Origin of the sequence: Rhizobium sp. RCC_161_2 (assembly GCF_041355235.1) — a bacterium.
In the GTDB taxonomy this organism is placed as follows: Bacteria; Pseudomonadota; Alphaproteobacteria; order Rhizobiales; family Rhizobiaceae; genus Rhizobium.
The window spans coordinates 155,965-168,524 of sequence record NZ_JBFUPL010000007.1; the positions used below are offsets into that span (position 1 = coordinate 155,965).

General features: G+C 51.0%; 8 protein-coding genes. 5 read left to right on the forward strand and 3 right to left on the reverse strand.

The features are described from left to right. Nucleotides 1-52: 52 nt before the first annotated feature. From AB6803_RS19180 to AB6803_RS19200, 5 genes are read left to right on the forward strand one after another with little or no spacing between them, the layout of a single operon-like run. Nucleotides 53-838: an ABC transporter permease gene (locus AB6803_RS19180; protein WP_371110376.1), complete on the forward strand. Its 786-nt coding sequence runs from the start codon at nucleotides 53-55 to the stop codon at nucleotides 836-838. Further along, nucleotides 838-2,073 carry an ABC transporter ATP-binding protein gene (locus AB6803_RS19185; protein ID WP_371110377.1) on the forward strand — a complete coding sequence of 412 codons (1,236 nt, stop codon included), beginning with the start codon at nucleotides 838-840 and terminating at the stop codon, nucleotides 2,071-2,073. Before AB6803_RS19180 ends, AB6803_RS19185 begins: the two co-directional genes overlap by 1 nt. Nucleotides 2,074-2,075: 2 nt before the next feature. Continuing rightward, nucleotides 2,076-3,389: an FkbM family methyltransferase gene (locus AB6803_RS19190; RefSeq protein WP_371110378.1), complete on the forward strand. Its 1,314-nt coding sequence runs from the start codon at nucleotides 2,076-2,078 to the stop codon at nucleotides 3,387-3,389. Nucleotides 3,390-3,392: 3 nt separating this feature from the next. Next, nucleotides 3,393-7,166: a glycosyltransferase gene (locus AB6803_RS19195; RefSeq protein ID WP_371110379.1), complete on the forward strand. Its 3,774-nt coding sequence runs from the start codon at nucleotides 3,393-3,395 to the stop codon at nucleotides 7,164-7,166. Continuing rightward, on the forward strand, nucleotides 7,163-8,284 hold the full coding sequence (locus AB6803_RS19200) for a glycosyltransferase family 4 protein (RefSeq protein WP_371110380.1): 1,122 nt from the start codon (nucleotides 7,163-7,165) through the stop codon (nucleotides 8,282-8,284). Before AB6803_RS19195 ends, AB6803_RS19200 begins: the two co-directional genes overlap by 4 nt. Nucleotides 8,285-8,472: 188 nt before the next feature. Here AB6803_RS19200 and AB6803_RS19205 read toward each other — a convergent pair whose 3' ends face one another. From AB6803_RS19205 to AB6803_RS19215, 3 genes are read right to left on the reverse strand one after another with little or no spacing between them, the layout of a single operon-like run. Then, nucleotides 8,473-10,803, reverse strand: coding sequence for a hypothetical protein (locus AB6803_RS19205; RefSeq protein WP_371110381.1), 2,331 nt, complete (start codon nucleotides 10,801-10,803; stop codon nucleotides 8,473-8,475). A gap of 33 nt (nucleotides 10,804-10,836) precedes the next feature. Continuing rightward, nucleotides 10,837-11,730 carry a hypothetical protein gene (locus AB6803_RS19210; protein ID WP_371110382.1) on the reverse strand — a complete coding sequence of 298 codons (894 nt, stop codon included), beginning with the start codon at nucleotides 11,728-11,730 and terminating at the stop codon, nucleotides 10,837-10,839. A gap of 37 nt (nucleotides 11,731-11,767) precedes the next feature. Then, on the reverse strand, nucleotides 11,768-12,391 hold the full coding sequence (locus AB6803_RS19215) for a class I SAM-dependent methyltransferase (RefSeq protein ID WP_371110383.1): 624 nt from the start codon (nucleotides 12,389-12,391) through the stop codon (nucleotides 11,768-11,770). Between the last annotated feature and the right edge of the window lie 169 nt (nucleotides 12,392-12,560).

Here is a 12,560-nt window from a genome sequence, read left to right on the forward strand (position 1 = left end):
TGTTATCGGTCCCATGTTCGATCTTATGCCGGAAATATCGGAGAGATAACATTTGCTGAGTAGCGTTTGGAGATACAGACATTTCATTCTCGCCTCGATCAAGGGGGAGCTGCGCGGACGATTTGCCCGGTCGCGGTTGGGCGCGCTATGGTTCATCCTTCATCCGCTGGCGCAGGCATTGATATTTTCGATCGTCCTGTCCGAGGTCATGCGGGCAAAGATGCCGAACATGACCAGCCCGGCAGCCTATCCGATCTATCTTCTGTCCGGCATGGCCGCATGGGGCCTGTTCACCGAAATATTGACGCGCAGCATGAATGTTTTTATCGAGCAAGCGCCGGCGTTGAAGAAGATCTCGTTTCCCCGGCTTTGCCTGCCCATCATCGTCTGGGGCAGTGCGATCATCAATCACCTTCTTCTTCTGGGTGCGATCGCTGTGATTTTTCTTTTCTTCGGCCATTATCCAGGCTTTGCCTGGTTCTATCTGATACCCGGCATGCTGATGATTTCAGCGCTTGCATTCGGGATTGGCGTGTTTCTCGGAGTACTGAACGTCTTTGCCCGTGACGTCGCCCAGTTTATGACTGTGGCAATACAGCTGTGGTTCTGGTTCACCCCGATTGTATATGTGACCTCCGCGGTGCCCGAGAGGTTTCAGCAGATTCTGCGTTTCAATCCGGTAATGCCGCTGGTCACGCTTTATCAGAATGCTTTGCTCCTCGACCAGGGCCCCTCCTGGAGCGGCATGTGGCCCGCCATCGTGCTGGGCGCGCTGATGGTTGCCCTCTCCTTTTTTGTGTTTCGCCGCGCCAGCGCCGATCTCGTGGATGCGCTTTGATGACTTCAGTACTCACGATTGACAACGTCAGCAAACGGTATCCGACCTACAGGAGCAATCTTCAAAGGTTTGCAAACTGGTTCGGCGCTTCGTTCTCTCCGGCGTCGGAATTCTCGGCCAGCCGCGATATTTCGTTTCAGGTCGGTCCAGGTGAAGCGGTTGCACTGATCGGTCAAAATGGTGCCGGCAAGAGCACTCTGTTGAAGATCGTCACCGGAACCGTCCGGCCGACCAGCGGCAGCGTTCATGTGTCGGGTCGGATCAGCGCGATCCTGGAATTGGGGCTTGGCTTCAACCCAGAATTCACTGGCCGCCAGAACGTCTACCAAGCGGGCGGTCTGATGGGTTTTTCACAGCAGGAACTCAGCGAGTTGATGCCGGCAATCGAAGCTTTCGCGGAGATCGGCGAATTCTTCGACCAGTCGGTGCGCGTCTATTCGAGCGGAATGCAGGCGCGATTGGCCTTTGCACTTGCGACCGCCAAGCGGCCGGACATTCTGATTGTCGATGAAGTACTCTCGGTCGGAGACAGCTATTTTCAGCATAAGAGCTTTGACCGCATCAGGCAATTCAAGGAAGAAGGCACGGCCATCCTGCTCGTGACGCATAGTCTTGGGGACGTCAAGGCGCTTTGCGAACGCGTTATTCTCCTGGATAAGGGTGCAGTCATGAAGGACGGCCCGCCAGATGAGGTTGTTGACTATTATAACGCGATGGTCGCTGAGCGTGAAAACCAAAAAGTGTCGATTGAACAACGACGCAAGGATAATGGATGGTTGCATACCCGTTCCGGCAGTTTTGAAATTCGCGTCGACACCTTGGAACTCCTTGATAGACATACGGGGAAACAACTAAGCACTGCGCTGGTCAACCAAGAGTTGCTTCTGAGACTCAGAGCCAAAGCTTATTCAGATGTTCCGCAATTGGTTCTGGGGTACATGCTGCGTGATCGTACTGGGCATGTAGTTTGGGGTACTAACACCTGGCATACAAAACAGGTGATTAGTGACGTGAAAGCTGGCGAAGATGTTGTTTTTGAATTGCCCTTTACCTGCGGCCTAGGCCCTGGATCCTATTCGTTCTCTCCAGCGCTGGTCAGCTCAGACACTCACCTTGAAAGGAACTACGAGTGGCAAGATAATGCGCTTGTCTTCGATGTCGTTAACACCAACCAGCATTTTTTTCTCGGTAGCTCTTGGTTGGATGCGACCTTTAACATTCTGAGGCAAGACTAGCGATGTTTACCTCCTACGCACAAAATTTTGAAGACGTCATTCTGTGGCGAGCTCTGAAGCACATTAAGAACGGTTTTTACATCGATATCGGCGCACAGGACCCGGTTGTTGATTCCGTTAGCTTAGGTTTTTACGAGAATGGATGGCGCGGGCTTCACGCAGAAGCCACATCACATTACGCTGAGAAAGTTCGTTTGGCACGACCGGACGAACGCGTGGTGCAGTCAGCGATCGGCCACGGCCAGGGAACAATATCGTTCTTTGAAATTCCGGAAAGCGGGTTGAGCACCAGTGATCGTGACATTGCGATGCTACATCTGTCCAATGGCCGTAGCATAATTGAAACCACGGTGTCTTTGGCTCCTTTATCGCAATTGTTGGATGAGGCTGAGCAAAAGGACGTCCACTGGCTTAAAATTGACGTGGAAGGAATGGAAGCCTCTGTCATAGACAGCTGGTCTCCCTCTGCCGTGCGTCCGTGGATTGTTGTCGTAGAAAGCACCCGCCCCAATTCACAGGAGCCGAGTTTTGAGGACTGGGAGCAAACGCTTCTTAGTAAGGGTTACAAATTTGCTTATTTTGATGGTCTCAGTCGCTACTATGTAAGTAATGACCATCCGGAGTTGTTGCAGCATTTTGGGCCTGGGCCAAATGTTTTTGATTCATTTTTGCTTGCTGACACCACCCCATACGTGAGCGAACTCAAGACAAAACTCACAATAAATGATCAGGAACTCAAATGGTTGCGAGGTGTTACCGCCGAGCAATCCCGTGAAAAAGACGTTCTGCTGGAATCCAACGCGATTCACGCACGAGACCTGGAGGCGCTTGTTCAGGAGATGGGCTTACTAAGGGTGCGCCAGCAGCACCTGGAAACGGAGGTTTCAGAGGCACGCATCCGTGAGGAGCAACTCAGGACGGAATTGCGTTTTACTTATGAGAGCTTGTCATGGAAGCTGACTAAGCCGCTTCGCGAAGCAAACGCAAGGGCGGCATGGCTAAGCATCGGTATAGTGTCGTGGATCAAATTTAAGCCGGGTACGAGACCAAGGCGGGTCACGGCAGGCGTTGTTAGCCAAACTCTGCGCTGGATAATCCGTAGGCCGCAGCTATTTCGCATTGCCAAGCGCCTTCTGCGATACAGCCCAGGTCTCGAGCAACGCTTGCGCCGCGTCGCCTCTGGAGATTATGCCGCTGCCAACAATGAGTTCGTTCTTAACCTTGATGAAGCGACGGCTATGGCAGAGCCGACTCTACTGGTACTTGATAGATTGGAACGCGCTTACCATCGTAACAAAGTCGTGCGGGAAGTATAATTAATGAGACTTGTGATTGATTTGATAGGCGCACAAAGTCGAAATAGTAGAAATCGTGGCATCGGAAGATATACGACCTCACTGGCCAAAGCTATGATCAAGCTGGTCGGGTCACATGAAGTTCATGTTTCTGTCAGTGACGCTTTCCCAGATACCATCGAGCCAATCTTCTCCGAGTTCCGGACACTCCTCCCGCGTGAAAATTTAACCTGTTGGAATTCAATAACATCAAGCGCGTACGTCGATACGGCAAACGAATGGCGTGCTAGGTCGAGCGAAATTGTGCGGGAAGCTTGGCTCGCAAGTTTAAAGCCTGATTTACTACATGTTGGCAGCTTTTTCGAAGGCTTTTGGGATGACGCAACTGTTTCGATCGGAAAATTCGTACCCAGCAATACCACCGGGATTACTCTCTACGATCTTATTCCATACATCCATCGGGAGATGTATCTCTCCAATAAGCGCTACGAAACTTGGTATGACTATAAGATCAATGAGCTGAGCAAAGCTGGCGTCTTACTCGCTATTTCCGAATCGTCCCGGCGGGAAGCCATTGATCTTCTCGGCATACGCGACGAGCAGGTGGTGACGATTTCAACCGCCGCTGAGCCAATTTTTCGGCCGACCTCGTTAACGGAAATGCAGACCTCGGAACTGAAGAATCGTTACGGGTTACGCAGACCATTTTTGATGTACACAGGCGGCATCGATCATAGAAAAAATATAGATGGACTTATCACTGCTTTTTCCCAGCTGCCTGAAAGTGTCCGACAACAACATCAACTGGCGATCGTTTGCTCAGCAAGAGATGAAGATGTCGCGCTTCTAAAACATCACGCAAAAAAACAAGGCCTCCGCAGTGATGATCTTGTTATGACTGGTTACGTGCCCGAGGCTGATCTCGTAGCGTTGTACAATAATTGCAAGGCATTCTGCTTTCCTTCAATACATGAAGGTTTCGGCTTGCCTGCTTTGGAAGCGATGCAGTGCGGTGCACCAACCATAGGCTCTAATCTTTCCAGCATACCTGAAGTCATTGGATTGAAAGATGCATTGTTCGACCCAAGAAACAGTGATGATTTCACTGGCAAACTGAATCACGTTCTGACGGATGCTGGCTTTCGAAAAACGTTGTCGGAGCACGGTCTGTCACAGTCGTCAAAATTCAGTTGGGATGCTAGCGCAAAACGTGCATGGGCGGGATTCGAAGCGCTTTATTCGGCACAACAGGAAGCGCGAAGGAGCTCTGTGGCAGTATCGGCAATGAAGCGTCCGCGACTCGCCTATATTTCTCCTTTGCCGCCCGAGCGCAGCGGAATAGCAGACTACAGCGTAGAGCTTCTCCCAGCCTTAGGTGAATTCTATGACATTGATGTCGTCGTCAACCAGGATTCGGTAGATGATGTTTGGGTCAATAAAAATTGTCAGGTCAGAAGTATAGAGTGGTTCAAGGAAAACGCGTGGCAATATGATAGAATCCTCTATCATTTTGGAAATTCAGTATTCCATCGCCATATGTTTGAGCTAGCTCGGCTATTTCCGGGCGTTGTGGTACTTCATGATTTCTACTTGAGTGGCATTATAGCCCACATGACGATTCATGATCATCTTACTGGCTTTTGGGAGCGGGCGCTCTACGATTCTCATGGATACCCAGCGGTTGTTGATCGATACAATACTGCAAATTCTGCATCTATCGTATATAGATACCCGGCAAATATGCCTGCAATAAGGGATGCCCTAGGCGTCATAGTACATAGCCAACATTCCAAAGATCTGGCGGCAAAGTTTTATGGAAACAACTTCGCTCAGGATTGGGGCATGGTGCCTCATCTGCGCCAGCTTCCGACTAGACCCGACAAGAGCGAAATTCGCAAAGAATTGGGTTATCACGAGGACGACTTCATTGTCTGCTCGTTTGGCGCGATGGGGCAGCTAAAGCTCAATCATAGGCTTATATCGGCTTGGTTAAATTCAGAGCTTTCCCAAAATAAAAATAGCTATCTGATCTTTGTTGGCACAGAGCCGGAGGGTGAATACGCAATTCAGCTAAAAAAGTTGACCAGTGGTCATGGGTCCACATCTCAAATTAAGATCACAGGATTTGCGCCCCCCGATTCTTATCGCAAATATCTTGCGATAGCCGATATTGCTGTGCAGCTTCGCTCATTGTCGCGCGGCGAAACATCAGGAACATCTATCGATTGCATGGCAAACGAGCTTGTCGCTGTCGTGAACGCGCACGGCGCAATGGCAGAATTACCTGTCAATTGCGTCACCATGATCGATGACGAATTCTCTGACGCGGATCTGACATCAGCATTGGAAAGCCTCTATAATGATCCTGTATTGCGACAGGGCATCGGAGCTGCCGGACGATCCTACGTGGAAAATACGCTATCGCCTAAGGCTATTGCTAAATCCTATAGCGAGCAGATTGAGCGCTTCTACATGGAAAGTCCGAACGCATACACAAACTACGCCATTGAGAAACTCGGCGGCCTCGATATACCGCGCGACGATACATCGAATGGGCTTTTTGAAATCGCGGACGCCGTCGCTGGAAATAGCAAAGTGGCAATCTCTCACAAGCGGCTATTTGTCGACATTTCCGAGTTGATACAGATAGATAATCGCACAGGCATTCAACGTGTAGTTCGAAGCATATTGAAAGAACTATTTGATTCCCCGCCAAATGGATATCGTATCGAGCCAGTTTATTCTATAAAAAATCGAAACGGTTACTATTTTGCTCGGCGATTTACAATGAAATTTTGGGGGCATCCAACCAATGTTCTCGAAGATCGAAAGATTGATTTTAGAAGCGGAGATATCTTTCTAGGGCTTGACCTTCACCACCAGTCTCCTGCGGAGCAGGCAGATTACATCGCGAAGATGAGAAGGTTTGGTGTTTTTGTCGCATTTGTGGTTTACGATCTACTCCCAATCAGGCTCCCCGAAGCTTTCCCCGAAGTTGGCTTCTCTCTTCATTCTAACTGGCTAAAAAGTGTTTCACGGTCAGCAGATGGATTGGTGTGTATCTCGAATGCCGTTGCCGATGAAGTTCGTGAATGGTTGCAAGAGAATACTGGCGATGGCGAGAATCGACCTGCTGTGGAATCGTTCCACCTGGGAGCCGATATTGCGAATAGCAAGCCATCGCAAGGCGTCCCGAGTAGTGCGCGTGAAGTAGTCGCGATGCTCAAGGAGCGCCCTACTTTCCTGACTGTCGGCACAATAGAGCCACGAAAATCGTATTCGCAAATCTTGTCAGCATTCGAGGGGTTGTGGGCAAGCGGTGTCGATGCCAACCTCGTTATTATTGGTAAGCAGGGGTGGATGGTCGAGAGGTTGATCGACGCGATTAATGGACATCAGGAACTCAATCGACGTCTTTTCTGGCTTCAAAACATAAGCGATGAATACTTGGAAATAATTTATGCCTCTTCCGATTGCCTAATAGCTGCGTCTCAAGGCGAAGGGTTTGGCCTGCCACTCATTGAGGCTTCAGCTCACAACCTTCCGGTGATCGCTAGAGATATCCCGGTATTTCGCGAGGTGGCAGGTGAAAGTGCCCATTACTTCTCTGGGCTGGAGAGCAAGGACCTAAGCGGCGCGATCGAAGAATGGTTGATACTCAAAGAAGGAAATACCATGCCGCGGCTGGACGGTATGAAGCGATTGACTTGGAAGGAAAGTTGCCAAGAATTACTCTCTCGTATTTTTGACCTGGCCTCCAAGTCAAATCTTGCGCGTGGTGTCGTGGACAACCAATGAGAATTGGTGTCAACGGCCGCACGCTTGTCTCCAACATTACCGGCTTGGGTCGTTATGTGATCGAAATGTGCCGCGCGCTGGCGAAAGCGGGGCATCAGATTATCATTTATCTACCCTCCCCGCCTGCCAATGCTCTCCCAGATTTGGAGGATATTGAATTCCGCGTCGGCAGAGCCAACGACGCGGTCATGCGAAATATCTGGGCACAGACAGTTCTGCCTTTATGGGCAAAAAGAGATAAAGTCGATGTGTTCTGGGGCCCAGCCCACCGCCTGCCGTTTTTTCTCGACCGTCACATTGCACGTATTGTCACGATTCATGATCTCGTCTGGCATGACATGGCTGCAACCATGCGATGGCAGACGTGGATGGCCGATCGCTGGTTGATGAAGCCCGGGGTCGCCATTGCCGACGAGATTGTTGCGGATTCCGCCGCAACAGCCAATGCGCTAAAGGCACAGTTTCCGGGATGCGGTGAGAAGCTTAACGTTATCTATCCCGGGTTAACGATCATTGGTGGAGCTGTGACCTCCAGGGATCTGTCACAGTTTGGGATCGATCGCCCCTACATTCTCTTCGTCGGAACGCTTGAGCCCCGCAAAAATCTACTCAGGCTGATGCAAGCCTATGCGTCTTTGCCTGAATCCACGCGAAAGCAATTTTTGCTCGTGCTCGCCGGCGGTCAAGGCTGGAGGTTGGGCGATCTGAAACAGCATGTCGCGGAGTTGCGGATCGAATCATCTGTTCGGCTGACCGGCTATGTGTCCGATAATGATCTGGCACTGCTATACAGCCAGGCACGATGTCTGGCGATGCCATCCCTCTATGAAGGCTTCGGATTTCCCATCATCGAAGCGAATGCGATGGGGATCCCGGTGCTGACGTCAAATACGTCCTCCATGCCAGAGGTTGCCGGTAAAGCTGGTATTCTTGTCGATCCCAACGATGTGCAATCCATTCGCGATGGTTTGGAAAGCCTTGCTACCGATAACGCTCTTCATGCGCGTCTTGTTGAACATACAAGGCTAAATTCTGCACGGTTCGATTGGACGGAAAGCGCGCTTCAGTTGGAGCGTATTTTTGAGAAGGCGATAGCCAAGCGCCGCTATGGCGTTTAGCTAAGCTATTTCTACATGCGCTCGGACCCACCGAGTACCACTTCCAAGTGGGGCTAAGCATTCTATAAGTGGATTGTAGAGCGGGTTTGACCGGCCACTGAGATCTTCCTTATTGCCAAGTCGACATGGCACGGTTCAGGGATCGAGTTTCAGTCCAGTTACAGTTTGCGGGTCGCAAGGTTACAAATTCAATGGGTGCGCTCTAGATCGGCGCGGAGAACTGCAACACCCAATGTGCGTTCGTCGGGTGAACCTGTCAGTGCTTGTGGGGACGTTGCGTCAGGAATTTTGATCTTTATCTCTTGATAGGGTTTCACACCGTCCAAGGGCACTGATATTTTATTGTTATCCTGGCTTGTTGAGGTAATTCTTTCATTCCAGCTACCGCCCTGAGCTTGGCTTTCGAACTCGATCGCTACCGGACGTCGCTCGCTGGCGCCAAAGACATTGAAATGGAGGACGGCAAAGCATTGTCCAATTTTGCAGTCGCTTGGAACTGGGAGGGCTAGCTTGGAAGCGGACTGTGACCAAACGTGGCGCTCTTCTGGAGCATACCATCCATCCTCGAGGATAAAAGAACTTTCCTGTAGCGCCGAGCCAAACTCGATCGGGAAGCGGACATGTTCAAATATTGTATTCAATAGGACCTGTCGGCCCGCATCCGCCGCGAATTGCCGCCGCAGCCTGACCGTTGCAAATAGATCGCCGTCTGCCACTTCAAGATAAGACAATTGTTCTATCTCTTGAATAAACGGCCGAAGTGCAATTTTCCGTTGATCTGGACAGTAAAATCCAGGGATGGCGTTCCAATCCTCTTTGGAAATTGCTGTCAGTTTGGCGCTTGTCTGATCGACGCAGGGCCAGAGGTGAGGGGACCAAAGCATGTGAAAATAGGGTATCACCACTACGTCGGCATTCCTGTCCCAGAGCATCTGAACAATAGGCGAAATCTTGCTTGTATCGAGATCTCCCCCCAGAGCCAGCATGGCCGGGGGCCAGTGCGCTTGTGCGTCAGCGAGGTTTTTGTCACCGCCTATGTTGAAGGTACGGAAACCCGCAGCCGGAGCCAGGTAATTAGCGACGAAGTCATTACCCGATGGCGCGAAAGCAACTATTTCCTTCCGCATAATGCGCTCGCGAAGGCTCTTCACTAGATCATTATCTATTTGAAGGAATTGTGCTCTGTTATCTAAGAGTGAGCGAAATCTTTGAGGAACATTCGGAATGTTAAAGAAGGTTACCAGCAGAAGCGTAGCAAGCGGGGCTATGTAGCTTTTTCTAAATGATCCCGACCAGATAACAACCGTCGCCCATAGCGCAAAAACCCCAAGCGCAGACCAGCGGTAAGATGCCCGCATCGATTTAAAGCCGGGTAAGGTTTCAGAGATCCATCCAGTGCCCGTTGGACCAAAACCATATTCAGCAGGCATCATAGCGCTCTGCTGCCGAGGATGAATTACCTGCATATCCTCAGGCTTGGTTGAATCAATCTTCAGGGTCGGCCCAAGCGCCATAACGAAACCGATCACGGCGACAATCAAAAAACCGGTTGCCAAGGTGCGCTGCCGTCTAATCCGCCACCAGGCTATTAGACCAGCTATAATTATGGGCAGTGAAAATGTTGTTTTCCAAACAGAGGCATCGCCAAAATACAGCTCATCTGTACGGCGGACAACAATACCAAGAGCATCCAGGATCCAAAACAAACCTTTTGTTGGAATAACGACAAATGATAAATCTAAACCCCACCCGCGAAAAAAATCTAACGGAATTTCTTCGAAACTATTCTTACCAACGTAGGTTATATACGCTATGTACGCCAGCAAAAAGCTAGCAATGTGGACGGGAAGTGCTACGGTCAGCAGGCGATGGCGCTTTGCAATATCCGTCAGCAAGCAGTAGCATAGTAGAATACTTGATCCTGTTGCAAACATGACAAAAGTATAGCCATCCAGGAATACGGATATAAAAGTCGCCACCAAGTGAAGCAAAGCCCCAGATATCGGGCTGGACACTGGCAGGCGCTGAAGCAAATTTAACGCTGCCAGTAGGTAAAAGGGCAGTAAGGCGATCCCCAGCGAAAGCATGGAATAGTCGGCATGCGCCCAGATGGTCGGCATGCTCATCCACATTACGGCGCTAAGGATGGAAATCGAACGGATCGCTCCAAATGAACGGGAAATGAGGTAAGCAGAATAAAATGCCAGCAGTAACCAGAGGGCAACCATTCCGGCATAAGCATCGGAAGGATGCAGCCCCAGTCGGATCAGCCAGCTTGCAGGCAGAGCCCCGGCGAGGCCAAATGCCATTGCAGCCGGAATAGGAAGCCCAAAGTCGTGTGCGTATACGCTATACAAAGGGCCGTTGGTGAATGATTGTGCAAAGCCAGTTGCCCAGACTGCTTGCCCCAACGTCGGTGTCATCAAGAACGGGACTGCTCCGTGGAACAGCAACACCAGGCCGGCTGCCAAAACGGCGAGGGTTCTTTCCTGGGCGGTCCAGTTACCGATTTCTGGCATGTTTGCTCCAACAATTCCAATGCATGCGTTGGTTCACTTTTTGAACGCGCAAAGCATGACCACTATGGCAAGCAAAGCGTCTCCAACGGTCGTCACGAAACGATATCCAAGCGCGACCGCAGTCGCCTCCACAGCAGGCAAGCCTGCTGTGGAGAGGCCGGCAATGAGGATAGTCTCACGGACGCCGAGCCCTCCAGGCGCACCCGGAACGAGGAAGCCGACGAGCCATGCTGCAGCTCCGATGCCGATCAGTTCGGGCACCTCGCTAGCGGAGGAAAGGCTTTTGCAGAGCCCGGCTAGCAGCAATCCGCTTCCAATGAAAAACAGTGCGTAAAAGACGAAGGCCACGGCAACTGCAACAAATGCCTTTTGCCCGGCTCCCGCCATCCTCTGGCGAACAATCGCAGTCACGCCAACAGCCAAGATGGCAATGCCGCCTACAACCAGTACGTTGACCAAGGTTGGATCATCGACGCTATGTTCTTCAAGCGCATGGACTAAAACCGCTCTTGCCAACAATACCGAGATGCCCGCTGCTGCCAGGACGATGGTGAGCAACTCCCCTATTTGGGCAAAAGCGAGCGCTTTGTTCGAAGCCCCAGCACTTTTGGCGAGACGATAGCGCCCGACCATGTGAAGTACGTTGCTCGGCAGATACTTGTAGATTTGCGTTCTTCCATAAATGGCAAGCGCATGTCCGATTCCGAGCGAGGGATGATCGATAGCTGCCAGCAGCCGGTGCCATGCCAATCCACAAAGCTGGAGGATCGTTGCATAGGCGACAACGGAGCCAGCAACAGCAATCAGAAATGACGGAGAAGCAAGCTGCTGTTGTAGGCCGTCGAACGAACGGTAGATCGCCCGACCGACGAAGGCAAATGCCGCTAGGCTAACAATGATACCGACGATGCGGACGATTGGCTTCATTCGGTTTGCCTGCGCCGTCGGGCTTTCCGGCCTCGTCTCAATCACAGCGGCAAAGAACCATCGTCCAGGGAAGGGGTGTCCGAACTTCAACGACTTTCATCGTTTTTCGAAGCATCTCCACGAAATTGGCGGAGGACCAATGCTGGATATGACCGGGCGTATTGCCCAGATCTGTGATGTATTTACCCCGCGCCAGATTGAGTATACGCCAGATAGGTTCCCGCGGTACGCTGAGGAGGAGATATGGATTTGCCAGCGATTTCAAAATAGCCAGCGCGCGCTCGGTTTGAGGAACATGCTCCAACACTTCACAACAGATTACTAGTTCGGCAGATGCTTCCTCCGGTGTCAGATCGAAAAGTGATCGGGCTTTAAATCTGGGAGCGATGCCGCGTGTTGCGCACTGCTGGTTGGATTCTGCGACACTCGTCGCCTCGAGATCGCTTCCGCGAACATCCCAACCACGGTCGTGAAGGCGCATCGATAGATTGCCTTCGCCACATCCGACCTCGTATACTTTGCGAGCGTCAGTCTTCTCCGTAAGCTCATCGAAGCTGCCCAGAAAGCCATTCATCAAATAGCGGGCGATAGGATTCCGCGTATTGTACTTATCATAATAATTGCCAGGGACATTGTCATATATTGGCGGCGTTTCCGTCATTTTATCTCTTCCTGCTCACGAAGTGGTGAGAGGCCCGAGGCCCTATCAATCATCGATTTCAACCACAAAGAACTGAATTGCTCTAGGGAGAAATCACTTATATTTTATTGGTTTGAGCCGGAAGCCCGGCCTCGTGCCCTTTGTGGAATGTGTCATGGGCCGGCGTCAA

What these genes read in the sequence shown, in the direction of transcription:
- AB6803_RS19190 (WP_371110378.1), top strand. Translation starts at nt 2,076, where the DNA reads ATGTTTACCTCCTACGCACAAAATTTTGAAGACGTCATTCTGTGGCGA.
- AB6803_RS19215 (WP_371110383.1), bottom strand. Translation starts at nt 12,391, where the DNA reads ATGACGGAAACGCCGCCAATATATGACAATGTCCCTGGCAATTATTAT.
- AB6803_RS19200 (WP_371110380.1), top strand. Translation starts at nt 7,163, where the DNA reads ATGAGAATTGGTGTCAACGGCCGCACGCTTGTCTCCAACATTACCGGC.
- AB6803_RS19205 (WP_371110381.1), bottom strand. Translation starts at nt 10,803, where the DNA reads ATGCCAGAAATCGGTAACTGGACCGCCCAGGAAAGAACCCTCGCCGTT.
- AB6803_RS19210 (WP_371110382.1), bottom strand. Translation starts at nt 11,730, where the DNA reads ATGAAGCCAATCGTCCGCATCGTCGGTATCATTGTTAGCCTAGCGGCA.
- AB6803_RS19185 (WP_371110377.1), top strand. Translation starts at nt 838, where the DNA reads ATGACTTCAGTACTCACGATTGACAACGTCAGCAAACGGTATCCGACC.
- AB6803_RS19195 (WP_371110379.1), top strand. Translation starts at nt 3,393, where the DNA reads ATGAGACTTGTGATTGATTTGATAGGCGCACAAAGTCGAAATAGTAGA.